Annotated in this window: 17 protein-coding genes; 4 read left to right on the top strand and 13 right to left on the bottom strand. The window is 58.8% G+C overall.

Going from position 1 to position 23,478, the window contains the following annotated elements; genetic code table 11:
- Positions 1 to 39 precede the first annotated feature (39 nt).
- The gene (locus ACSQ83_RS29815; RefSeq protein WP_436230611.1) at positions 40 to 1,338 is read right to left on the bottom strand and encodes an acyl-CoA dehydrogenase family protein; all 1,299 of its coding nucleotides are present in this window, start codon (positions 1,336 to 1,338) and stop codon (positions 40 to 42) included.
- Positions 1,339 to 1,571: 233 nt separating this feature from the next.
- Here ACSQ83_RS29815 and ACSQ83_RS29810 point away from each other — a divergent pair, with 233 nt between their 5' ends.
- The 3 genes from ACSQ83_RS29810 to ACSQ83_RS29800 all read left to right on the top strand — a co-directional run bounded on the left by ACSQ83_RS29810 (position 1,572) and on the right by ACSQ83_RS29800 (position 6,793).
- A complete protein-coding gene (locus tag ACSQ83_RS29810) occupies positions 1,572 to 2,924 on the top strand; it encodes an LLM class flavin-dependent oxidoreductase (protein WP_436230610.1) in 1,353 nt (450 codons plus the stop codon).
- Positions 2,925 to 2,963: 39 nt separating this feature from the next.
- Positions 2,964 to 4,328, top strand: a complete 1,365-nt coding sequence (locus ACSQ83_RS29805; RefSeq protein ID WP_436230609.1) for an LLM class flavin-dependent oxidoreductase — start codon at positions 2,964 to 2,966, stop codon at positions 4,326 to 4,328.
- Between the two features lie 98 nt (positions 4,329 to 4,426).
- Positions 4,427 to 6,793 carry a DNA polymerase II gene (locus tag ACSQ83_RS29800; RefSeq protein ID WP_436230640.1) on the top strand — a complete coding sequence of 789 codons (2,367 nt, stop codon included), beginning with the start codon at positions 4,427 to 4,429 and terminating at the stop codon, positions 6,791 to 6,793.
- Between the two features lie 137 nt (positions 6,794 to 6,930).
- Here the strand turns inward: ACSQ83_RS29800 and ACSQ83_RS29795 are convergent, their stop codons facing one another.
- From ACSQ83_RS29795 to ACSQ83_RS29775, 5 genes are all read right to left on the bottom strand, one after another.
- On the bottom strand, positions 6,931 to 8,721 hold the full coding sequence (locus tag ACSQ83_RS29795; RefSeq protein ID WP_436230608.1) for a ShlB/FhaC/HecB family hemolysin secretion/activation protein: 1,791 nt from the start codon (positions 8,719 to 8,721) through the stop codon (positions 6,931 to 6,933).
- A 698-nt stretch (positions 8,722 to 9,419) separates the two neighbouring features.
- Entirely contained in the window at positions 9,420 to 10,307 is an 888-nt protein-coding gene (locus ACSQ83_RS29790; protein WP_436230607.1) for a hypothetical protein, read from the bottom strand.
- Positions 10,308 to 11,247: 940 nt separating this feature from the next.
- Positions 11,248 to 11,910, bottom strand: coding sequence for a tyrosine-type recombinase/integrase (locus ACSQ83_RS29785; RefSeq protein WP_436230606.1), 663 nt, complete (start codon positions 11,908 to 11,910; stop codon positions 11,248 to 11,250).
- Positions 11,865 to 13,688 carry a two-partner secretion domain-containing protein gene (locus ACSQ83_RS29780; RefSeq protein WP_436230605.1) on the bottom strand — a complete coding sequence of 608 codons (1,824 nt, stop codon included), beginning with the start codon at positions 13,686 to 13,688 and terminating at the stop codon, positions 11,865 to 11,867. Before ACSQ83_RS29780 ends, ACSQ83_RS29785 begins: the two co-directional genes overlap by 46 nt.
- Before the next feature lie 321 nt (positions 13,689 to 14,009).
- Positions 14,010 to 15,362 carry an amidase gene (locus tag ACSQ83_RS29775; RefSeq protein WP_436230604.1) on the bottom strand — a complete coding sequence of 451 codons (1,353 nt, stop codon included), beginning with the start codon at positions 15,360 to 15,362 and terminating at the stop codon, positions 14,010 to 14,012.
- Between the two features lie 798 nt (positions 15,363 to 16,160).
- Here ACSQ83_RS29775 and ACSQ83_RS29770 point away from each other — a divergent pair.
- Positions 16,161 to 16,724: a YSC84-related protein gene (locus ACSQ83_RS29770; protein WP_414950430.1), complete on the top strand. Its 564-nt coding sequence runs from the start codon at positions 16,161 to 16,163 to the stop codon at positions 16,722 to 16,724.
- 390 nt (positions 16,725 to 17,114) lie between these two features.
- Here ACSQ83_RS29770 and ACSQ83_RS29765 read toward each other — a convergent pair whose 3' ends face one another.
- The 7 genes from ACSQ83_RS29765 to ACSQ83_RS29735 form a co-directional block, all read right to left on the bottom strand.
- Positions 17,115 to 17,309 carry a hypothetical protein gene (locus ACSQ83_RS29765; RefSeq protein WP_414950431.1) on the bottom strand — a complete coding sequence of 65 codons (195 nt, stop codon included), beginning with the start codon at positions 17,307 to 17,309 and terminating at the stop codon, positions 17,115 to 17,117.
- The gene (locus ACSQ83_RS29760) at positions 17,309 to 17,584 is read right to left on the bottom strand and encodes a plasmid mobilization protein (RefSeq protein WP_436230603.1); all 276 of its coding nucleotides are present in this window, start codon (positions 17,582 to 17,584) and stop codon (positions 17,309 to 17,311) included. Before ACSQ83_RS29760 ends, ACSQ83_RS29765 begins: the two co-directional genes overlap by 1 nt.
- Before the next feature lie 211 nt (positions 17,585 to 17,795).
- Positions 17,796 to 19,013, bottom strand: a complete 1,218-nt coding sequence (locus ACSQ83_RS29755) for an ABC transporter substrate-binding protein (protein ID WP_414950433.1) — start codon at positions 19,011 to 19,013, stop codon at positions 17,796 to 17,798.
- 102 nt (positions 19,014 to 19,115) lie between these two features.
- Complete coding sequence (locus ACSQ83_RS29750) at positions 19,116 to 19,844, bottom strand: ABC transporter ATP-binding protein (RefSeq protein ID WP_414950434.1); 729 nt, start codon at positions 19,842 to 19,844, stop codon at positions 19,116 to 19,118.
- On the bottom strand, positions 19,844 to 20,638 hold the full coding sequence (locus ACSQ83_RS29745; protein ID WP_414950435.1) for an ABC transporter ATP-binding protein: 795 nt from the start codon (positions 20,636 to 20,638) through the stop codon (positions 19,844 to 19,846). The genes ACSQ83_RS29750 and ACSQ83_RS29745 overlap by 1 nt, the downstream gene beginning before the upstream one ends.
- On the bottom strand, positions 20,635 to 22,593 hold the full coding sequence (locus ACSQ83_RS29740) for an ABC transporter permease (RefSeq protein ID WP_414950436.1): 1,959 nt from the start codon (positions 22,591 to 22,593) through the stop codon (positions 20,635 to 20,637). The genes ACSQ83_RS29745 and ACSQ83_RS29740 overlap by 4 nt, the downstream gene beginning before the upstream one ends.
- 383 nt (positions 22,594 to 22,976) lie before the next feature.
- The gene (locus ACSQ83_RS29735; RefSeq protein ID WP_414950437.1) at positions 22,977 to 23,459 is read right to left on the bottom strand and encodes a MarR family winged helix-turn-helix transcriptional regulator; all 483 of its coding nucleotides are present in this window, start codon (positions 23,457 to 23,459) and stop codon (positions 22,977 to 22,979) included.
- Positions 23,460 to 23,478: the final 19 nt, after the last annotated feature.

The following is a 23,478-nucleotide window of genomic DNA, read 5'->3' as shown; positions in this document are numbered from 1 at the left end:
AATCGACGCCTGACGGCCTCGATCTCCATTCGCTCTGTCTTATCTGCCAGTCCTGGCGAATGCATCGTCCTGTACCGCCGATTTCCCTCCATGCACCGCGTTTGATTTAAAAGCGGCAGCGGCTGTATCGGCAGCGGAATGAGAAAGACTGAATCGTTCCTCGGGCGCCGTCCCATTCAAATGGTAATTGCCGACTGCTGCCTCACGCTGGATCGCCGGATTATGCGAGGCAATCACGCGTGCATTGCGCCAGTGGCGATCGAGCCGGCGCGCCTCGCTCGTCGCCGACGCTCCGCCCACTTCGAATAGCAGCGTGGCGGCTTCGAGCACTTGCTCGAGTACGATTTGCTGTGCCTGATAAGCCTGGATATCGACGGCAATGTAATCTTCCGTCGTCGCCACGCCCGCAATACGCGCCCGATGCACCCGCTCAAGCGCCGCTGCGACCGACTCGACCAGCGCTTCAGCCGAATACGCCAGACTCGCGAGGCGCCCCACTACGCGATGCACCAGCGGATTGTCGCGCGGGCTCGACTGCCCCGCTACGCCGAACGTGCGCGTACGGCCCTGAACGAACGCGACGCCATCGCGCAATACCGCGCGCGCAATGCCGGCGAGCGTCGCCAGATGCACGGTCTGATAGAACGCGGTCAGCAGGGAATTGCGGCGCGGTTCAGAGGCTTTGTAGCGCGACAAAATCTGATCGACAGGCACGCGTACGTTGTCAAAACGCGTTGTACCGCTAGCGGTCAGACGCTGGCCGAACCCGTCCCAGTCGTCGGTGCGCGCCACACCCGGCGCATCGCTTCGGACCAGCACGTGGAGATCGGTCTGCGCATCGTGCGCGGCCACGTTGATCCATTCCGAATAAAGCGTACCCGTGCTGTAATACTTCTCGCCGTTCAGCAGGACAAAGCCGGCATCGGCATCCGGCGCAAGGGTCACGCTGTTGTGCGTGGAGCCGGTGCGCTCCGACGTAGCCGCGCCAATCGTCTCGCCTTTCGCAATACGGCCCAGCCAGCGCTCACGCGTTGCGTCATCGCCAGTTTCAAGTTGCTGTTCGATAAAACCGGAATGCGCGCGAATGATTTGCGGCAGGTTCGAATCGGCTTCGCCCAGACGCGTCAGGAGACGGAAATACTGCGGCAAGGAAACGCCGCTGCCGCCATATTCGCGCGGGACTCTCAATGCAGTAAAGCCGCTGTCTTTCAAACTCTGGACAGCATCGCGAGCGAGTTCACGGCCCTGCTCACGTTCTATGGTCCCTTTACCGATGTGCTCGAATATCTCCGCGAAACGCGCGTAAAGCGCAGCGTCCGCCGGTGCTGACGTCGTCATTCACTTCTCCACAATTTGAACGGGTACGAACGATGAGGATAAGTGCCGCGTCAATCCGCCGACAACGAACGATAGGTGCTAACCATATGCACTTACCGGGTTTCTCAAGGCTCGTTCTCGATTGCTTTAGTGCTCTGACATATATCGATCAGCGGATTTATTCGTCGCTTTGCGTGGCTGCCCGGTCAAGAATCCAGAGTTAACTAATGTCAGTTATTAAGCGCTAGAGCAAGATGACCCAACCTCTCAACACTCCGCCACGACAACTTCACCTCAACGTCAACATCCTGCATTCGGGTTTCGTTCCGTCCGCGTGGCGGCTGGCCGATGCTGACCCTCAGGCGTTCATCGACGTTCGTCACTACATGCGGGTCGCGCAAATTGCAGAGGCGGCCGGTTTCGACGCTGTTTTCCTCGCGGACAACGCCTCGATCGCCGACCAGATCGACTTTCGCCCGATCACCGCGCTCGAGCCGACCATCCTGCTTGCCAGCATCGCCGCGGCGACATCGCATATCGGCGTAATCGGCACGGCCTCCACGAGTTACAACGAGCCGTACAACATCGCGCGACGTTTCGCCACGCTCGACCACGTCAGCGGCGGGCGTGCCGGCTGGAACGTGGTGACCACTGCAGACCTGGGCTCGGCGCGCAATTTCGGGCGCGATACGGTCCCCGATCATGCCGAGCGCTACGCCCGTGCCGCAGAATTCACCAGCGTCGTGAAGGCGCTCTGGGATAGCTGGGAGGACGGCGCGATCATCGGCGATAAAACGAGCGGACTATTCGTCGATACCGACCGGGTTCATCCCGTCCAGCATCGAGGCACGCATTTCTCCGTGCAAGGTCCGTTGAACGTGCCGCGTTCACCGCAAGGACATCCGGTGCTGGTGCAAGCCGGCGCGTCCGGCGATGGCCGCGAGCTCGCGGCGCGCCATGCCGAGGCGGTGTTCTCGGCCTCACAATCGTTCGACGAATCTCTAGCCTATGGGCGCGATCTGAAGGCGCGGGCGGCGGCGTATGGACGCGGTCCTGACGCCGTAAAGGTACTGGCGGGACTCACGACGATCATCGGCGCCACGGAGTCCGAAGCATTGCGTCGACGGGATGAACTCGTCGACCTGATCCCGTGGAGCTATAGCGTCACCCGGCTGGCCGGCACCCTCGGCGTCACGCCGGATCGCCTCAAACTGGACGAACAACTGCCCGACAACCTGAGCTTGCCCGGCCAGGGCAACGGCAACCATACGTTCTTTCACGCCACGCTGGCACAAGCGCGGCAGCACGGCTACACCGTGCGCCAGCTTATCCGGGCGCTTGCCGGAGGCGGGGGACATCGCGTGATCGTGGGAACGCCCGAGCAGATCGCTGACGACATCGAACGCTGGTTCAAAGCGGGTGCCGCCGATGGCTTCAACCTCATGCCCGATACCTTGCCGGGTGGCTTGCAGGACTTCGCCGACGGCGTGGTTCCAATCCTTCGCCAGCGCGGCATCTTTCGCACAAGCTACGAAGGCACGACGTTGCGCGAGCATCTTGGTTTGGCGCGTCCCGACAACCAGCGCTTATGGCGCAAAAGTGCCTGACGCTTTCCCCCTTCACGAAGCAACCTGACCCCACACACCATGGCCAAGCGAACCGGACAACTGCGCCTAGGCGCTTTTCTTTATCCCGCGGGACACCACATTGCCGCGTGGCGGCACCCTGATGCCCAGGCGGACGCCGGCGTCAATTTCCGGCACTACGTGCAGCTTGCTCAAGCGGCGCAAGCAGCGAAATTCGATCTTCTGTTTCTCGCCGATGGCGTAGGCACACGAGGCGATAACCTCGACTTCCTGAGCCGCACGGCGCATAGCTATATCGCTCAGTTCGAGCCCATTACATTGCTGTCGGCACTAGCCGCCTTGACTGAGAACATCGGTCTGGTCGGGACCGCATCGACGAGTTTCAACGAGCCGTATCACATCGCCCGCAAGTTCGCGTCGCTCGACCATATCAGCGGCGGCCGGGCGGGATGGAACCTCGTGACTTCATCGAACGAGCACGAAGCGAAGAACTTCAATCGCGACAAGCATTTTGATCATGGCGAGCGCTATGAACGGGCAACCGAGTTCGCGGAAGTTGTCGACCATCTCTGGGATAGTTGGGAGGACGATGCATTCCTGCGCGACAAAGAGCAAGGCCGTTTCTTCGATCCCGCCAAGCGTCATGTCGTCGATCACAAGGGACGATTTTTCCAGGTCAAAGGTCCGTTGAACGTTGCACGATCGCCGCAGGGTCAGCCGGTGGTCGTGCAAGCGGGTTCATCGGAAGCGGGCCGCGCACTGGCCGCCCGTACCGCCGAGGTTATCTTCACGGCGCAGCAAACGCTTCAGGACGCGATCGATTTTTACGCCGATGTCAAAAGCCGCCTCAAACAGCATGGACGTCATCCGGATGAACTGAAGATCATGCCGGGCGTCATGCCCATTGTCGGGCGCACGGAAAGCGAGGCTCGCGAGAAGTTCGAGCATCTGCAATCGCTGATTGATCCGGCGGTGGGCCTAGCGCTGGTCTCGGGTCTGACGGGCGGTTTCGACTTGTCAGGTTATCCACTCGATGGCCCGATTCCCGAGCTGCCGGAAACGAACGCGAGCAAGAGCCGTCAGCTGCTTACGCTTGAATTGGCACGGCGTGAAAACCTGACGATTCGACAGCTTTATCTGCGCGTGGCGGGCGCACGCGGACATTGGCAAGTGGCCGGCACGCCCGGGCAGATCGCGGATCAACTCGAAGAACGCTTCGTCAACTATGGCGCCGACGGCTACAACATCATGCCCGCGGTTTTGCCGGGCAGCCTGACGGATTTCATCGAACTCGTGTTGCCGGAATTGCGCCGCCGCGGACTGTTTCGCACGGAGTATGAGGGCAGCACGCTGCGCGCGAATCTGGGCCTTGCGCGGCCTGCTAACCGGTACTCGGTGGAGAAGGCCAGCGCGGTGGCCGCCTGAGCGGACGAGGTCGGCCAGCGCTGCGTAAACAGACGACCTCACACGGAACTCGCGTACCCACTAAAATCCTTGGAAAGGACATTTTTCAAGGTGGGTATCTGGCTGAGCATCAACAAGGTTTTATCCTGACCCGCCATTGGCGGGACACCGCCGATGGAACCGAGGTCGACTTCTGGCTGGCGACGGACGACGGTCCCCGTCACCTGCGGCTGCGCCCGCAGGATTCGGTCGCGTTCATTCCGGCCGAACAACGGGCGCGCGCCGAAACCGTTTTGCAGCGCGAGAAGCAGGTGGAATTGCGCCCGCTGGATCTGGTTGATTTCAGCCATCGACCGGTCTTGGGCCTGTACTGCAAGCAGTATCGACAATTGACGGGGATGGAGAGGCGCCTGAAGCAGGGCGGCGTCGACGTGTACGAAGCCGATGTTTTTCCGCCGGACCGCTACATGATGGAGCGCTTCATCACGGCGCCCGTCTTGTTCACCGGCCAGTCTCATGATGACGGGCCGCTTCTGAACAGCGAGTTGAAACCCGCATCGGGTTATCGGCCGACATTGAAACTGGTGTCGCTCGACATAGAAACCAGTGCCAAGACGGAGCTATATTCCATCGCGCTCGAAGGCTGCGGCGAGCGTCAGGTTTATATGCTGGGACCACCCAATGGCGATAGCAGCGGCATCGACTTCAAGCTTGAATACTGCGAAAGCCGCCCTCTCCTGCTGGAGAAACTCAACGAGTGGCTTGAGCGGCATGATCCCGATGCGATCATCGGCTGGAACCTGGTTCAGTTCGATCTGCGCGTATTGCAGGAACACTCGCAGCTTTACCAGATTCCGCTGCGGCTGGGTCGCGGCGGGAGCGTGATGGAATGGCGTCAGCATGGGATCACTCAAAACCATTTCTTCGCGGGTGCAGCGGGACGATTGCTGATCGATGGCATTGAAGCGCTCAGGTCGGCAACATGGAGCTTCCCTTCATTCAGCCTCGAGTATGTCGCGCAGACCGTGCTCGGCGAAGGTAAGGCCATCGATAACCCGTACCAGCGGATGGACGAAATCCAGCGTCGCTTCGATGAGGACAAGCCCGCTCTCGCGCGCTACAACCTGAAGGATTGCGAGCTGGTGACGCGGGTCTTTGCGAAGACGGAGCTGCTGCCGTTTTTGCTCGAACGCGCCACGGTCACGGGTCTGCCCGCTGATCGAAGCGGCGGATCGGTGGCCGCTTTTACGCACTTGTATATGCCGCGGATGCATCGACAAGGTTTCGTCGCACCGAATCTCGGCGATGTCGCCGGCGCGGCAAGCCCCGGCGGATTCGTGATGAATTCACGCCCCGGTCTTTATGATTCCGTGCTGGTGCTCGACTATAAAAGCCTGTATCCATCCATCATTCGTACCTTCCTGATTGATCCCGTCGGGCTGGTGGATGGATTAAAACATCCTGATGATCAGCACTCCGTACCGGGTTTTCTCGGCGCGCGATTCTCACGCACGCGCCACAGTTTGCCGGCCATCGTTGATCAGGTCTGGAAAGGACGCGAGGAAGCGAAGCGCGAGCACAACAAGCCCCTCTCGCAAGCTTTGAAGATCATCATGAACGCGTTTTATGGCGTATTGGGTTCAACGGGATGCCGCTTCTTCGACCCTCGCCTTGCGTCGTCGATCACCATGCGCGGTCATGAAATCATGCGCAAGACGCGTGCGCTGATTGAAGCTGAAGGATATGAAGTGATTTATGGCGATACGGATTCAACGTTCGTGTGGCTGAAGCACGCTCGCACCGAGGAAGAAGCGGCGCGGATTGGCGGGCTGCTCGTCGAGCATGTGAATGCGTGGTGGCGGGATCATGTGCGGGAACGCTTCGGTCTGGAGAGCGCGCTGGAGTTGCAACTCGAACGGCACTATAAGCGGTTTTTCATGCCCACCATTCGCGGCGCGGAAGAAGGCAGCAAGAAGCGTTATGCAGGTCTTAGCATGCTGCCTGATGGTAGCGAAGAAGTGGTCTACAAGGGACTTGAAACAGTTCGCAGCGACTGGACGCCGCTCGCGCAGCAGTTCCAGCGCGAACTCTATTTGCGGATATTCAAGGGTGAACCGTATCAGGATTATGTACGCGACTATGTGCGTCGTACGCTAAGCGGCGAATTTGACGAACTGCTTGTGTATAGAAAACGCCTTCGCCGGCCGCTGGATGCTTATGAGCGCAACGTGCCGCCGCATGTGCGTGCGGCTCGCATGGCCGATGAATTCAACCGCGAGCGTGGGCGGCCGTTGCAGTATCAACGTGGCGGCTGGATCAGCTATGTGATGACCAGCGCGGGACCGGAACCGCTTGAAACCTTGCGGGCTGCGATTGACTACGATCACTATTTGACGAAGCAGTTGCAGCCTATCGCCGATGCTATCTTGCCGCTTCTGCAAAGCGACTTCCAGGCGTTGATGTCTGGTCAGCATGAGTTGTTTTAGCTGAGAAGATATCCACAGAAATTGTTGGCAAGGCTGTGGACAAATCACGCCCTGCGACTAACAGCGCTGCGGCGCCGGTTTGCTGTCTCGCAGCTGGCCACGGCGCTTGCAGGGATGATTGGGCATGACACATTTCTTCAGAATTGCGCGGTCGCCTGCACCCCGACCGTTACGCGTGCGGTCGGAAACGCGCTGGGTTTGAAAATCGGTGTACCGATGAACAGGTCATAAGAGAGTCCAAAAAAGCGCGACGGCAGACCGCCCCGGATGCCGATCACGGCACCCGCCAGTTGCGTCCCTGCCAGGGACGCCGTATTCGGTCCGAACACGCGCCCGTAGTCGATCCCCGCGTATAGCGTCTGTCCTGTCTGCAAAACGGGCCACTGCAGTTCGTTGCGCCAGTAAAAGCCTCGCTCGGCGGCGAGCATGGTTTCACCGTCAAAGCCGCGCACCGTGTATCGGCTGCCGATGGTCAGATCGTCCAGATAGAACAACGTGTCGTTGGTGAACTGCGCGTGAATCGTCGTCACGTAGCGGAATGTTTGTTTAGCAACAGCGAACGGCACCGAAAGGTTCCCGTCCAGCACGAGCATCCTGTAGAGATACGTTGGATACTTTCGAGGGCTGCCGTCGCCTGTGGAGGAATACAGGTCTGGGTCGGGGTCGCCCGTTGCGCCAAAGCCGTGAATGCCCTGGCGGTAAGCAAGCGTGCCGTCGAATTGCGCCGCGCCGAAGTAATGGCGGTCCGTCAAACCCGCTTCGATGAACGTGTTGTTGCGGTCCTGGATCGGGATCGTTGTGTCGGCGATGAAGCTCTCGCCGAAACGTCTGGATAGCTGGAACTCCACGCCGAACACATCGCTTTGGCTGCGGCTCAGCACGCGCGCGAGCCTGAGCGCGGCGGTCTGCGAATTGCCGCTCGACACATACGTTTCGTTGACGCCTGCGATCTGCTGGTAGTAAGTGTTGGTGTTGCCCGAGAGCGTCGCCGTCCAGTAACCCCATGGAACGGAGTACGAACCATTGAAGCCATGCGAGCCGAGCGATTTGTTGCCGAACGATAAGTCCTGGTTCGCGCCGAGCGTGAGCACGTCGTTCAGGCCAAGCGGATCGTCGATGCCAAGGCTCACGTTACCCTGCCATTTACCGGTTGCGTCCGTTCCAGAGTTATCGACGGATGCGACGAAGCTCAACGGTTTTGAACGCTTGACGGTCACGACGACATCGCTTTCCGCCGGTGTATCGGTCGGTTCGATTTTCATGTCCACGTCTTGCGATGCGACACGCTTCATCTGCTCCAGACCCTGCTCAAGATCGCGCAAGTCCAGCAGATCGCCGGCGCGGGCGGGGAATGCGGATTTCAAGGTGCCGCGTGTGTTGGGATCGGCGAAACGGATCTGTCGCACGACGCCGGGGACGAGGGCGAATGCGAGCGTGCCTTTCGAAAGGTCCTGTTCAGGCAACAGGACGCGCGTGGTCACGTAGCCGCGCGAAAGGATCGTTTGCTGCAACGCCTTCGCGAGTATGTCGATACCTGCCTTGCCAATGCATTGACCCTGGTGGTAGTCGAGCCATTCGCGCGCGAAGGCGAATGGGTCGAGCGATAGCGCCGAAGCGCCCTTACTGCGCACGGCATCCGATAGCGTTGCGGGCACATCGAGCGCGAACGTAGCGATGCGAAAGCACGGTTCTTCCTTTGGCAAGAGCGGGAAACCTTCGAACGTTGGCAGGGTGGAGCGGACCGCCGGCGCTTGCACGGTTGCATCACGCTGCTGTGCGTCGCGTTGCTGCTGGATTTGCTGGTTCTGCTCGGTGTTGGCACGGGCTGCTGCGGCTTCGTCGGCTGGCGTTGGTGCGTGTTGTGCGTTCGATGCGAGCGATACCAGGGCTGTGAGCGGCAGCGCCGCCAGCCTCTTTCGAATTTTCATTGTGTCGTCACTCGACTTATCTGGATATCACTAACGCTCGGCGTGCCTGCGGATAGGTTTTTCTTTGACGGGTCTGCGTCGCTCGAAGCCATCATGTCCTTGAGATCTCCTTCACGTCCAGCTCGTCACCAAACACCACCGGGGGCGCCACCTCCGGCACCGGCGCCGGATCACTCACCTCCAATACCATCTCTTCCTTAGCCGCGCTTGTCGTCCTGGCAGACGCGAGCGGCACGACCACCTCAGCACTGGCAGCTAAGGAAGAGGCGGGGGCTATGTCAGCCACATTTTCCGGCGTGACCGGCTCGGCCACCGCCCCTAGCCGCGTTTGCGTTCACGTTGAAGACGGCAAGCTGATCATCACGCCGGCATGAACCAAGCTACACAAATAACGAACCCGGCCATGGCCGGGTTCGTTATTTAAGACTCAGATTTTTATTTGCACCACGGGCCAAACGTTTCTGGATCGTCGCTCAACATCCCAGCTTTACGCAAAGGCTTCGGCAACAACCGAATGTGCAAGACCACGAGAACGATGAAGAGAGGTAGACCAATCCACAGCAAAGCCAGGTTCTCCGGCAACTCGAACACCTTGCGACATATTCCAATAACTATTACCGCATAAAAGCAAGAGCTCGCCACAGACATTAGGCAAACCACGAACCAGATCTGAGCTGCCGCATACAATCTTCGCCAGTTCAATTCTTGCTCCCGGAGGTGCCGATATCATTGATGACCGTGGCCCCTTTTGAACCGACTCCATACAACAAGATTCCTTGTGTCACACCATAAGGTACTGCTTGGTTAATGAACGGAATCAACGTATTGTTGTTGAAGCGCGGCACAGTCACATCGAACATGGAGCCGGGACGGTTCAGACCATCCGCCGTCCCCATCTTCAGCGGGACGGGAGCCCTCAGTGCAAGAATTGAGAACGCAAGATTTGCACTATCGTATAGAGCATTACCCCACGCCGGAGTTACTTGATTAAATTCATATCGTAATGGATTGATTCCCGAAGCATTAATCCCGTTATAGCGGTTGTACAGCCCATCCGCACCTTCGGTCACATCACTTAATCCGAAGGCCACCATCCCCCCACCGCCTAACGCACAGCCAAGGCCGGTTGCGCAAAGACCTGCGCCAGTCCTGACAGTCAAACCACCCGTCGCGATCTTGCCCGCGTCCTTCGCCACGCCCAACGGATCACTCTGAATCGCATCGCCAATTTTCTGTACCGGCGTATAGGCGAACAATCCCGCTTCCTTCTGTTGATTCACCCACGTCAGTTCCGGCCCGAGTTGCGACGCTTCAAGCTGGCTCACGTAATTTGCGGTGTACTGATCGCTACCCGGCGCATATTCTGCCCAGCACTTCACCGCAAGGCACGCCGCTTTCGTCAGTTTGTCCTGTTCGGTTTTGTCGTTACCCGCTTTGTCCGCAATCGCCTTCTTCTCTTCAGGATGAAGTTGCCGGTTAAACCGAACACACGCCCCCGACACGCCCACCGTTATCGAAACAGGTTTTCCCCTGACGCAACAACCACTTGCAACCCGATTTCGCCTGACACACTCCTGAGCTTGCAAGATTTTTCCCCGACGCGGTTTTGTCCTTGGGGCGCAAGTTTGCCAGAAGTTCACGTTCGCCCATCCCATAAACATCGCACGCCGAAGCAACGTAATCCCGCGCGGTTTGACGGCGCACGCAGTGCGACGGCAAACCGTGCGGAACAGGGCGCTTGCAAGCCACCGCGCCACATTCGCGTGAGGGCAGCGCACTTAGCCAGCACTGAACCCGTCAAGGCCGCGTCAGCGCCCGCAGGGCTTGGCCTTGACGGCCACAAGGTTCTCGACGCTAGGCCATGCGGTGCAAGACGGGTTTTAGGCTTGCACCGCATGTAAGCCGCTTTGGTCTTTGACGGTTCGTATCGGTGGGTTTTCCGTTACGCAGTAACGGCTGGACGTGTTGCCTTTGACTTTCTCGTTGTTCACTTCCTAGCCGCAACGCGGCCCCCGTTTTGCATGCTCGCGAAGCGCGGGTAGGTGGGTGTTTCCGTACGCCAACTGGCCGCGACGCGGCCCCCGTTTGCCTCATGCGCGAAGCGCCTTGCATGACTGGGTTCTTGCGTGACACTTCGGATTGGCCGCAGCGCGGCCCTGACTTCCTCAAGCGCGTGAGCGCGTAGCTCGGCCGGGGGCGCCAGACATAACGCAAATTGGCGATGTCTGGCGGGCCAGCGCGCAGCGCCTACCCGCCAGGCAGCGCTAATTTCCAAGCGTTATGTTCAATTGGCCAACGGCCAATTTACCCCCGGCCTCGTTCCCCGGCCGCAAGGCCGCTGGACCGTTTGTTACTTGGCCTTCGGGCCGCCAGGCCCGCACACGATGCCTGTACGCCTTGAATCGTTCTTCTGGATGCGTCGTTGACTGTTCGTTGTTCTAACATCGCTTGTTGTCGTCTCTCACTTCGTCGAGCGTGTCGGCTTACATCGCGCATCGATGGCAGCTAAAGAGAAGCGAGCCACCTTCACGATTGCTTTTCCTTGCCATACACCCGTTTCAACAACCGGTTCGGCATGCTGTCCTCGATCTTCTTCACGTCCTCCCGTCGCTCCAGCCGTGCCGGATGCGTGGCCGTGTGAATCTCCTTCAACGCCCGGATCGCCACCTGCGTATACACCTGCGTGCTCGTCAATTGCGCGTGCCCGAGCATCACCTGAACGAACCTCACATCGGCCCCGTTCTCAAGCATCAGCGTGGCCATCGTGTGCCGGAACAGGTGACACGAGCCGCTTTTGTTCACCCCCGATCGTTTGATGTAATCGGCCACCATCAGCCCAAGACTGCGGGGGCTGAACGCATCGCCCGTCACCACCAGAAACAGCGTCCCCTGATCGTCGGCCAACACGATCTTGTGGCGCACCTCATTGAGGTATTTGGCGATCCACGCAAGCGCCCGATCCCCTATCGGAATCAACCGGTCACGACTGCCTTTGCCCTGGCGCACCATCAACGTCCCACGGTCCGCGTCGATATCGTGAACCTGCAAATTGATCATCTCCGTGCGCCGAATCCCCGTGCTGTAAAACGTCTCCAGAATCGCCCGGTCCCGTATTCCCAGCGCGCTCGTTACGTCCGCTACATTCAGCACGCGCTCCGCTTCCTCCTCCGACAGAATGTGCTTGGGCATGCTTCGCCCGCAGCACTGAGTTGCCCTTGATTCGCGAGTGTGCCCGCGTTGAGATTCAGCGCGCCGTTCGTGCCGATGGTGCCAGTCGTCCCATTGTTTAGCGTGCCGCGTGCGGCGATGTTCAGCCCGTCGCCATTGAGCGAGACCATACGCCCGGCTGTGTTATCCAGCGAACCGGCGTCGAGCGTCATCGCGCCTGCGGCCTGCATCGTACCGCCTTGATTTACCAAGTCACCTGCTGCCGTCGCGTCAAGCGCACCGCCTGAAATGATCTGACCACTACGGTTCGATATGCTCGCCGCTGTCACCTGAACCAACCCGCCCGACATCTTGCCGCTGTCGTTGACGAGTGTGCCCTCTGCATTCGCGATAAGCGCGCCGCCTGCGGTCGTATTCGCCCTCGACACGTTCAGGTCGCCGTTGATTGCAGCAAGCGCCAGCGTGCCGATCGCCGAGGTATTGCTACCGGCCAGATTCACCGACGCACCACGGATGGTCGTGTTACCGCCGCCTTCGTTTTGCCCGGTTGCGGTGAGCGCGCCACTGGCGATCACCGACAGGTCGCCCGCATTGGCAATCGTGCCGTCGCTGTTCACGCCCGCACCAAGCGTCCCATTCGATGCCACGGTTGCCGCATTGACCTTGGTGTTTTGCTGCGCGGCCAGCACGCCATTATTAGTTAAGACTCCGATGGTATTTGCGGAGACGTTCTGCTGCGCGTAAGTCGTGCCGCTGTTATCGATGCCGTCGCGCGCAGACACGTTAAGGTTGGCGCTCGCGTTGGTCTGTCCGGCGAGCACCAGTTTGCCCTGCGTAGTGAGCGTCAGGTCGCCTGCCTGCGCCGCAAGCACGCCCTTGTTCGACACGCCCACACCATTCTCGGTGCCCACCAGCACGATGCGGTTTGCGTACATGCCACCGAGATTGCTCACATCGATAGACACGCCCGGTGCCGCACCTGTGCCTGCAATCGACGTCGCATTGAGCGTGCCGTAATCTATGCTGTTCGCACCCGTCACGACGTTCAGGTTTTTTGCATAGATCGCCGCGTTCGCCTGCACGGCGCGCGCGAGCAGATCGACCTGATCGGTATCGCCTGCGTTCAGTCCCGCGCCCTGAATGCTGATGTTGCCGCCCGTCACGTTGAGACCTGAAAGCGAGCCATCGGCGGCAAAGTTCGGCGTGCCGGTCGTGAGGATCGCACGCGACGTGTTGATGAAACCGCCGCCGTTCACGCTGATGCCCGAGCCGTTCGCAATCACCACTTCGGCGCGTCGCCCCGCGACTTCGACACGCCCATTGATCTGGCTCGCCGCGCTGCTGTTGACCTGATTGACGATCACGCGCGCAGACTGCCCGGGCCCAAAATTCGGATTGCCGTTAATCAAACCCGCCTGCTGCGTCTGCACGATGGCCGGCGAGTTATTCAGGATGGCGCCCTTGGGCTGCACGTCGAACCTGTTGTAGGTATTCATCGAGACGCCGGCGCCCGATGGCCGGTTGATGTTCACCTGATCCAGACCGTTTTGCGTCTGAATGACGGACGGTGCGTTGGCACCTCCCGATATGATCTGCGCACTTGACCACGAAGGCAGCGCGCCAAGTAATGCGAGCGCCGAGAAAACGATCTGCCGCAGCGTAAAAATCAAACCCTGTGATTCTTTGTTGCGTACTGAAGTCTGTCCTGCTTCCTTACCTGTCGCCGTGGCGGTTTCCTCGACGGCAATCAGCATGTTTCTCAGTCGACTGAATACCAGTCGATATTTATTCTTGTTCATCTGGACTCGTTTGTAATGCTATTTTTTGACGAGCAACAAAATAGCGTCAGACGAACCAGACAGGTTAAAACCAACCATCAGCCGGATCTGAAAACAACGGTTTCGATGAAATCGGATCTTTCTTATAGGGAATTTTGGAGCACAGAGGTGGGTGAAACGGGCGAAAAAGCCCGGATGTTGGTGAGACTTGTGCGTCCCGGATCGCCTTATCCACAGCTTTTGTTGGCAAGGCTGTGGACAAGTCCTGGGGAGTTGCAGCAACGTGTTGATTTGGTTGGGACTTGTTCCCTTGCTTCGTTATGAACGGAGCAAGGCCGCCTCTCAAACCCCCAGCGCAGTTTCCACCGCACCCGCCAGCGCAAGAATCGCTTCATCCTGCCCGTGAAATCCACCGATACTGAATCCCACCGGCGCATCTCCGTCCCGATGGCAAGGCACTGACACCGCGCAACCATCGAGGAAATTCACCACGCTTGGATTGCGCAGCACCAGCGCGTTGGCTGCGGCAAACACGGCGTCATCGGCTTCGAGCGCGGCAATGGCAGGCGGCGCGATGGGCACGGTCGGCATGACGAATGCATCGAAACCGGCGAAGAACTGCCGAGCGGCCGCGATGGTCATGCGCCGGGCCGCGAGCAGATCGATGTAATCCGCCGCCGATGCCGCCTCGCCAAGTCTGATCCGAGCCAGCACGCGCCGGTCGTACGCATCCGCGTGAGTGCCCAGCCGCGAGCGATGAGCGGCAAACGCTTCGATGGGCGAGAAGCCGAACGTATTGATCGCAGGCAGCGAATCGAGCGGCGCGAAACGGACCTCGGTGAGCAAGGCGCCGGCGCGAGCAAGCTTGTCCAACGCCGCTTCATAAGTTCGTGCGATTTCCGGCTCAATACCATCCATCACATAGTTGCGCAACACGGCGAACCGCGCGCCCGCAAGCGGCCTGCTTGCATCGAAAGACACCCCAGAGAGCACGCCATCCATCATCGCGCAGCACGCGACACTCGACGCAATCGCGCCGACGACATCGAGCGTAGGCGACAGCGGTACAACGCCTTCAGTCGGCACACGTCCTGCGCTCGGTTTAAAACCCGTGAGCCCGCAAAACGCAGCGGGAATCCGCAGTGATCCGCCCGTGTCGCTGCCAAGGCCCGCTGCCGCCAAACCGTCGGTCACGGAGGCTGCCGCTCCCGACGATGATCCGCCCGCCACATGTCGTTCGTTGCGGCGCCACGGCGATGCAGGCGTGCCGTAGTGAGGGTTGAGACCCAGCCCCGAAAATGCAAACTCGCTCATGTTCGTGCGCCCGATCAGCACTGCCCCAGCGCGCCTTAGCCGGGCGACCGCGGGTGCATCGTTGCGAGCGGGCGCAGCATCGGCGAGAACGCGGGAACCGGCGCGGGTCGGCTGGCCTTGTACATTGAAGAGATCTTTTATCGATACCGGCACACCGGCCAATGGCGAAAGACGCGTGCCGGCGCGGCGCAATGCATCGAGGGCATCGGCCTGTCGGCGAGCGCCATCGACGTCAACAAAGCAGAACGCGTTGCCACCGTTGCCGCCATCGGCAGCAATGCGCTCCAGCGCGGTTTCGGTGAGTTCGCGAGAGGTCGTGGTGCCTGCGTCGAGCATGGCGGCGAGATCGGCGAGCGGTGTCTTGGGAGCGAAGCGCGTCATGATGATATCCAGTAAGAGTCAGGCAATCGTCGGCAACGATGCCACCGAGTATTGATCTTTCACAGTGCGTCCGAGCACTGGATCGTGAAGATCGAGTTCGACGACATCGCCGCGATCGCGCCGCCGTCAGTGGCCTTGAACCGATGCACGGAGCGAATCCGGGACTCGCGACGCGCTCCTGTCTTGCGGTCGTGATGCCCTCATCAACTGTTCTTTAGCGAAGGTGGATTCGTAATAGGAACAGTGTCACGAAGAACGGATACTTCGGTCCAACAAGAAAACACATTCGGTTCCAACAAGTTTCTCTATGACTTCTTTTCCGGCGGCGTGCTCTTGCGTCCTGGCTTGGGTGGATTGAACGCCGGCGACGAGGTTCGGGCCAATTTTTCGGTTGAACTATTCGATATATAAAAATAGAAACACTGAAACGAATTGCAATATTAAATCCATTATTTATTTAATATTCGATTCTTTGCCAAACGCCAATGCTTGATATAAGCTCCCACTCCATTAGACGCTCGACTTTATAAGCACGATACCGGCCAAACCGTTCCCAGGTGAACTCACCGATCGTCAAGGTCCTCTTGCGCCCCATGAAATCATGGTCGCGGATGATTTTCGCGATAAATGCGCGAGTCGCCTTCACATATGTTTATAACCGTCTGCATTGCCACCACTTTCATAAATACTTGAACTACGAACATTAAAAATTTAATTGTTTCAAATAACGGCAGATGGCTTTTTATCTACTCAAGTTATCCCGCCCGATACAACCGATCTGCGAGCGGAGTTGAACTCATGACCAAATGCATCAGACTCGTCCTGGCTAACCTGCTGTTGCTGCTTGTAACCTCCTGCTCGACTTCGCAAATACCGCCGTCCAACGCGGTCGACCCGGACCTGGAAGCAAAGGCGCGCGCAGCGCTTCAACATTTGTACGTCACCACGCCGAATGCGAAGTTGCTACAGTCCCGTGCAAAGGCGGTGCTCGTATTTCCGGAGATACTCAAGGCGGGTTTGATCGTCGGGGCCGAGGAGGGAAATGGCGTGATGTTTGGCTCGGATGGCAAAGTGATGGGCTACTACAACGCAACGTCCGTTTCGTATGGGCTGCAGGCAGGCGCGCAATCGTTTCAGGAAGCCATGTTTCTCACGACCGATTCCGCAATCAACTATTTGCAGACCAGCGGCGGATGGTCGATCGGTGCGGGTCCGAGCGTGGTTGTCGTGGATACCGGCGCGGCGGGATCATTGACATCGACCACGCTGCAATCGGACGTCTATGCGTTCATTTATGGTCAGCAAGGGCTGATGGCCGGGGTGGGAATCCAAGGCCAGAAAATTTCGAAGCTTAGTCCGTAAGGGGTGGGTTGCGCGGGTGATTTCCTGCAGATAATGCATGCGCCAGCTCATATCGGCACCACTTCACCAGCGACAACCTTAACTGTTTAAGGACTGGTTATCGAGCCGACGTTCCCTGCTCACTGCTCACTGCTCTCCGATCGCCGAGTTAATGTCCTCAATCGATGCCGGCTTCGCAAGCTTGCGGACACTTCCTTTGAGCGCGGTCACTGAGCGAATTGCGGGAACGATTTCATAGTGCCCAGTTCCTCCGTTGAAGATGAATTCGATGCGGTCCCTGCACTCAACCCGAGTTGGTCGCGTACGGCCAGAGGAATCGCACCTGCCTTTAGATGTCACTGTTGCAGATGCCATTGTTCCTCATATTCGAAATTCCTAATTTGCTTCCAGTTAGCGCGACAGCTTTTTCGTGCCAGTGCCCGTACGCATCAACAGTTCCAGAGTCGCCTCAAGACGAATTACGCGCTCGGTCAGCCCCTCGATCTTTAGCTGTTGCTCCTTCACCGTTCCGGCCAGCGACACCACCTTGTCATTCATTTTGATTACGGTCGTAAGCGCATCCCACACCTTGTCGGTCACACCCATTACCCCTTACCTCCCATCATTGCAGCGATGCGCTTGTTCGACTCCGCGACAAATGACAACGCATCATCGAGTGCGTCATTCGCTTCCTGCGAGGACGCATTCACGCGCCAGATCAGCGCGGTGATATCCTCCTCATCGTCTGACGGAGTGAAGCCCTGCGCCGCTTGGCGCATCAACTCACTCACGTTGAGCCCGAGACGCTTGGCGGTGCTCGCAATCGCACGTTTCTGAACCGGCGTCACTTGGACGACAATGCGTTCCGTTGCAGCAGCCATTCTTATTCCCTATGTACATGACCATGATATGTACATCATAGACTGATTCTGCAGTTGGTCAAGCTCTTTGCACCTTGCATCAACCGAGCTGCTCGATGCCAGTAACGTTCGAAACAAAGTCCTTCGCCATAGACACCAACGCAAACGGCCCGCTTCCGCGGGCCGCCCTCTCACTTTTACACTTTCAAACGCTAACCCTCAATCCATCACCTTAATCCGCCGCCCTCAGTTTCGCTACCTCAGCATCCGAAGGCTGGACACTCGCGCCATCGATGTACCTATAGTTCGTCATGATGCCCTTGCCGTCCTTCAACGCCGTCGTGCCGACATACGCGCCCATCGTCGACTGGTTGTCCTGCGCGCGATACATGATAGGACCAAACGGCGTCTCAACCTTCAGGCCCTTGAACGCCGCCGCAAGTTTGTCGGGATCGGTTGACTTCGCCTTCTTCAAACCATCGGCGATCGACATCAAGGCCGAATAACCCACCACCGATCCCACCCGCGGATAGTCGTGATACTTGGTCTCATAGGCCGCGACGAACTTGCGGTTAGCCGGGGTATCGATCGAGTACCACGGATACCCCGTCACGATCCAGCCGACCGGCGCTTCGGACCCGAGCGGATCGAGGTATTCAGGCTCGCCTGTCAGCAACGACACCACCGGCCGGTCCTTGAACAAGCCACGCGTATTGCCCTCACGCACAAATTTTCCAAGGTCTGCCGCGAACTCAACATTAAAGATTGCATCGGGTTTTGCGTCCGCGAGCGCTTGCGTGACCGCGCCGGCATCCAGCTTGCCAAGCGGTGCCGCCTGATCCGCAACGAACTCGACGTCAGGCTGCGCCGCCTTCAGCAAACGCTTGAACGTCGCCACGGCGGACTGACCGTATTCGTAGTTCGGATAGACGACCGCCCAGCGTTTCTTGTGCAGCTTGGCGGCTTCGGGTACGAGCATCGCGACCTGCATATAGGTCGACGGACGCAGCCGATATGTGTACTTGTTGCCGTCCTCCCAGACGATCTTGTCCGTCAGCGGTTCAGCCGCGAGGAAGAAAACCTTGCGTTGCTTCGCATAGTCGGCGAGCGCCAATCCGGTGTTCGACAGGAAGCCCCCGAACAACAACGAGACCTGTTCGCCCGTGACCAGTTCCTGAGCCACGCGAACCGTATCGCCCGGATTGCCGTTGTCGTCGCGCGAGATGACTTCGAGCTTCTTGCCGTCGATACCACCCGCCGCGTTGACCTCGTCGAGCGCCATGTTCCAGCCATTCTTATACGGTCCAAGGAACGCAGGCTGCGCTTTATAACTGTTGATCTCGCCAATCTTGATGGTCTGGGCGGCAGCGCCGGCCGACACCAAAGCGGTGGCCAAGGGCGCAACCATGAAGGCGGTTAAGCGCAGCAACGATCCGACACGCGTGGTCATAGTTTTTCTCTCCGGATAAAGCGGCTAAGTTAAATGCTAAGTGACATGGCTAAGGCTGATTGAAGAATACCCTTGGTCGATCTTTACTTTTCCTGTTCGCGCTTAGACACTTAGATACGCTCGCCGCACCGCTTCGTCGCGGGCGAGTTCATCTATCGTGCCGCTAAACCGTATCTGCCCTTTTTCAAGCACGTAGGCGCGGTCGCTGACGAGTTCAGCGAAATGCATGTTCTGCTCGGACAACAGGATGGACAACCCTTCGCGCTTTAACTCAAGAATCATGTTCGCCATCTGCTCAACGATGATCGGCGCCACGCCTTCCGACGGTTCATCGAGCAGGACCAGCGTGGGGTTCCCCATCAGCGTACGCGACACGGTCAGCATTTGCTGCTCGCCGCCGCTCATCTGGCTGCCCGGACGATTCGGCATCTCGCCAAGATTCGGGAACAGGCGGAACAGCTTTTCTGGCGTCCAGCGGGGTGCATCGTCGCGCGGCGGCTGGCGGCCGGTATCGAGATTTTCCATGACGGTCAGATCGCCGAACACGCGCCGGTCTTCTGGCACGAAGCCCATGCCGAGCCGCGCAATACGATACGGCGGCAACTTCGCTATGTCGTGCCCGCAAAAATTGATCGCTCCTTGCCGCGATGGCAACATGCCCATCAGCGCTTTCATCGTGGTCGATTTGCCCGCGCCGTTGCGGCCCATCAGCGCAACGACTTCGCCGCGGCCCACTTCGAGTTCAACGTCGTACAGGATCTGCGCGCGGCCATAGAACGCGTTCAGACCGGAGACTTTAAGCATGCTCTTGTCTTGAGTCGATGTGTTCATCAGGCGACTCCGTCTGCCGAAAGTGGCGAAAGCGATGCGCGCGGCGTGAATGATTTCCCCGTGCCGAAATACACTTCGCGCACACGCGGATCGTTGCGGACGGTTTCCGCATCGCCCTCGCCAATCAGCTTGCCGCGAGCGAGCACGATCAGTTTGTCGGCGTAGGCAAACACTACATCCATGCTGTGCTCGGTGAACAGCACGCCGAGCTTGTGATCAACCACCAGTTGCTTGGTCAGCGCCATCAAGTCGTTGCGTTCCTTCGGCGCCATGCCCGCGGTCGGTTCATCCATCAGCAACAGCTTCGGCTTATTGGCGAGCGCAATGGCCAGCTCGACGCGCTTTACATCGCCATAAGCCAGCACGCCGCACGCGCGTTTTGCATGCGCCGCCATGCCGACTTGTTCGAGCAACGCGATGGCTTCATCGGCGTGAATAGACGACGCTGGCTTCCATAAGTTGAATAGCTGGTGGTCCCGCGAAACGAGCGCCATCTGCACGTTTTCGATCACGGTCATCGAGTTGAACGTGGCGGCAATCTGGAAGGTGCGGCCAACGCCGAGTCGCCAGATATCGCGCGGACGCTTGCCCGCAATCTCGTGGCCGTCGAACAGGATGGAGCCGGAACTCGGCCTCAATTGCCCGTTGAGCATGTTGAAGCAGGTCGACTTGCCCGCGCCGTTCGGACCAATCAACGCGAGCAACTGGCCCGCGTTCAGGTCGAAGGAAACATCGTCAACCGCTTTGACGCCGCCGAACGATTTCGCAAGATGGGAGACGCGTAGAAGGGTCACAGGGCCTCCTTGGCAGATTGCGAAGCGGGCTGTGAGGCAGACTGTGAAGCGGGCGGAGAAGCCACGCCGCCATCGGAATTTTTATGCGATCCAAACTTGTCCCGTACGAACCCCACAATCCCCTGCGGGAACGCGATCACCAGCACGAGGATGGCCGCACCGAGCAGCGCCTCCCAGTAGTCCGTCTGACGCGCGACCGTATCCTGAAGCCACGTGAAAACGGCCGCGCCGACGATCGGGCCGGTGAGCGTCTGCAAGCCGCCCAGGAGCACCATCACGAGGCCGTCGACCGAGCGCCCGACGCTGATCACTTCCGGCGAGATCGATCCCTTGGAGAACGCAAACAACGATCCCGCGAGGCCGCAGAACAATGACGCGATGATGAACGCCACCCACTGCACACGCTTTACGTCGATACCAATTGCTTCGGCACGCAGCGTTGAATCACGCGAGGCGCGCATGGCATAACCGAGCGGCGAGAACAACATGCGTCTCAAGAGCCAGACGCCCAGGACCGCGAATACCAGGGTCACGTAGTAATACGCCACCGTCGAGCTAAGCCAGGTTGATGGCCACAAGTTGAGAATGCCGTTGCTGCCGCCGGTCACCGCGTCCCACTGGAACACGATCGACCAGACGATCTGCGCAAAGGCCAACGTCAACATCGCGAGATAGACGCCCGACAGACGCACGCAAAACCATCCGAACACGATCGCCCCGACACCCGCAAGCAAAGGGCCGAGCACGAGCGCCGCTTCCATGGGCAAGTTCAGGACTTTCAGGAATAACGCCGCGCCATAAGCACCCAAACCGAAATACGCGGCATGGCCGAACGAATGCATGCCGCCCGGACCCATAATGAAATGCAGGCTCGTTGCAAACAGGACCGCGATCAGGATCTCGACAAGCAACACGGGCATGTAGGGAAACACGCCCGAAAGTAGCGGCGCGAGCACAAGCACGGCGAGTACGACGCCGGCGAATATCTTCAGGCGGGTATCGGCGAGACGCAGCGGTGTTTCCGCGACCGCCATGGTTCGAACCGCCGCTTGCGCGCGACCGAGCAAGCCCCACGGCCGCACGACCAGCACAATCGCCATCACCACGAACTCGGCCACCAGCGTGAACTTGCTCAGCGAAAACACCACGCCGCCAATGGTTACATCGCCCAGGCCAATGCATAGCGCCTTGATCTCCGCGATCAACAATGCTGCGACGAACGCGCCGGGAATCGAGCCCATTCCGCCGACCACCACGACGACGAACGCGTTGCCGATCGTATCGATATCAAGCGACAGGTTCGCCGACATGCGCGGCACCTGCAGCGCGCCACCAAGACCCGCGAGAAATGCGCCGATAAAAAACACGCCCGTAAATAACCAGGCCTGATTGATACCGAGCGCGCCGAGCATTTCGCGGTCACCGGTCGCCGCACGCACGAGCGTGCCCCAGCGTGTTTTAGTCAGACCGAACCAGAGGATGGCAAGCACTACGGGACCGATCACGATCAACGCAATGTCATAGGTAGGCAGCGCGTGGCCCAGCAAATTCACTGCGCCGCCGAGCAGCGGAGCGCGCGGTCCGAACAGGTCTTCCGGGCCCCAGATATATAAGGCGGCGTCGCGAAAAATCAGCACTAGCGCAAAGGTCGCCAGCAGATGGAATAACTCGGGCGCCTGATAAATGCGCCGGAGCACAATGACCTCAACCAGTGCACCGAGCACGGCAACAATGAGCGCTGCTGCCAGCATCGAAAGCCAGAAACCCGCGACGGTCGAACCAAAGCGGCTAGCGATGCTATAGGCCACATACACGCCAAGCATATAGAACGAGCCGTGCGCGAAGTTGACGATTCGCGTCACGCCGAAGATCAACGACAAACCGGACGCGACCAGAAACATGGCGCAGGCGTCCGCTAGTCCGTTGATGAGTTGCACAGCCAGATTCGAAAGCATCGACGCCTCTATAGCTCGGGATTCATCAAGGTGTTCACGCCGGCAAGGCTGCTTTTTTCAAGCGCCATCTCTGCCTGGCGATACAAATGTACACACTCTAATTCTAGTCTTCTATGCAATCACCATGCCCACTTTATAGCTAGAGACTTGTACTAGGTACGACTGCGTTTGACCCTTGTTTTATCGGGTCTTTATAGCTGACGCCAAGCTGACAGTCGGGCAGGGACGCTCGTTGTGTTGCACCTTATAAAATCAGCGTACACGCCATAATCTCTTTTCCGGTGCGACGGTCCCGCTATTGGTGCAATGCGAAGAAGCAGCGAATAGAGTGCACCAGACGAAGCGACTAATTAATAAGCGTAGCCGTCGAATACGAATCGCGCTTAATCGGCATCGGGCGCGCTAAGCTTGCGCAGCAAATAGAGCACGGCCACGCGCTCCGCTTCGTTGAGCTCACTCATGGTTAGCTCGCTGATATGCAAGGCGGTGGGCGTGATCTGTTCGACCAGACTTTCACCCGCCCGCGTCAGTTGCACCTTCACCTTCCTGCGGTCGTCCGGATTGGTTTGCAGCTCAATGAGTTCACGTACCCTCAGACGCTCAATTATGCCGCGTACCGTGGCCGCATCTATTGCAGTGGCCTTACCCAGGTCGCTCATTGAAGACGGCCCGAGCCTTCGGCTGGCGCTCAATACCGCAAACTGCACGGCGGTCAGTTGAGGGTCGTCGATGGTCTGGCTGAAGATGGCGAGATGACGCTGATAAGCCTTGCGCAGAAGATGCCCGATCTGCTCCGACACCTCATAGCGGGACACGGCGTCCTGCGCAGCTTGCGATGAACCGGAAAGAAGCTTCGAAGGCGCCATGATAGTTCGAATATCGGTA

It is taken from the genome of Caballeronia sp. LjRoot29, assembly GCF_964252755.1.
Lineage (GTDB): Bacteria > Pseudomonadota > Gammaproteobacteria > Burkholderiales > Burkholderiaceae > Caballeronia.
Note: the sequence above shows the minus strand (reverse complement) of the source record. Positions and strands in the feature narration are given on the sequence as shown.

What these genes read in the sequence shown, in the direction of transcription:
- ACSQ83_RS29815 (WP_436230611.1), bottom strand. Translation starts at nt 1,338, where the DNA reads ATGACGACGTCAGCACCGGCGGACGCTGCGCTTTACGCGCGTTTCGCG.
- ACSQ83_RS29755 (WP_414950433.1), bottom strand. Translation starts at nt 19,013, where the DNA reads ATGACCACGCGTGTCGGATCGTTGCTGCGCTTAACCGCCTTCATGGTT.
- ACSQ83_RS29810 (WP_436230610.1), top strand. Translation starts at nt 1,572, where the DNA reads ATGACCCAACCTCTCAACACTCCGCCACGACAACTTCACCTCAACGTC.
- ACSQ83_RS29780 (WP_436230605.1), bottom strand. Translation starts at nt 13,688, where the DNA reads ATGAACAAGAATAAATATCGACTGGTATTCAGTCGACTGAGAAACATG.
- ACSQ83_RS29750 (WP_414950434.1), bottom strand. Translation starts at nt 19,844, where the DNA reads ATGAACACATCGACTCAAGACAAGAGCATGCTTAAAGTCTCCGGTCTG.
- ACSQ83_RS29760 (WP_436230603.1), bottom strand. Translation starts at nt 17,584, where the DNA reads ATGGCTGCTGCAACGGAACGCATTGTCGTCCAAGTGACGCCGGTTCAG.
- ACSQ83_RS29785 (WP_436230606.1), bottom strand. Translation starts at nt 11,910, where the DNA reads ATGCCCAAGCACATTCTGTCGGAGGAGGAAGCGGAGCGCGTGCTGAAT.
- ACSQ83_RS29735 (WP_414950437.1), bottom strand. Translation starts at nt 23,459, where the DNA reads ATGGCGCCTTCGAAGCTTCTTTCCGGTTCATCGCAAGCTGCGCAGGAC.
- ACSQ83_RS29740 (WP_414950436.1), bottom strand. Translation starts at nt 22,593, where the DNA reads ATGCTTTCGAATCTGGCTGTGCAACTCATCAACGGACTAGCGGACGCC.
- ACSQ83_RS29770 (WP_414950430.1), top strand. Translation starts at nt 16,161, where the DNA reads ATGACCAAATGCATCAGACTCGTCCTGGCTAACCTGCTGTTGCTGCTT.
- ACSQ83_RS29795 (WP_436230608.1), bottom strand. Translation starts at nt 8,721, where the DNA reads ATGAAAATTCGAAAGAGGCTGGCGGCGCTGCCGCTCACAGCCCTGGTA.
- ACSQ83_RS29775 (WP_436230604.1), bottom strand. Translation starts at nt 15,362, where the DNA reads ATGACGCGCTTCGCTCCCAAGACACCGCTCGCCGATCTCGCCGCCATG.
- ACSQ83_RS29805 (WP_436230609.1), top strand. Translation starts at nt 2,964, where the DNA reads ATGGCCAAGCGAACCGGACAACTGCGCCTAGGCGCTTTTCTTTATCCC.
- ACSQ83_RS29765 (WP_414950431.1), bottom strand. Translation starts at nt 17,309, where the DNA reads ATGGGTGTGACCGACAAGGTGTGGGATGCGCTTACGACCGTAATCAAA.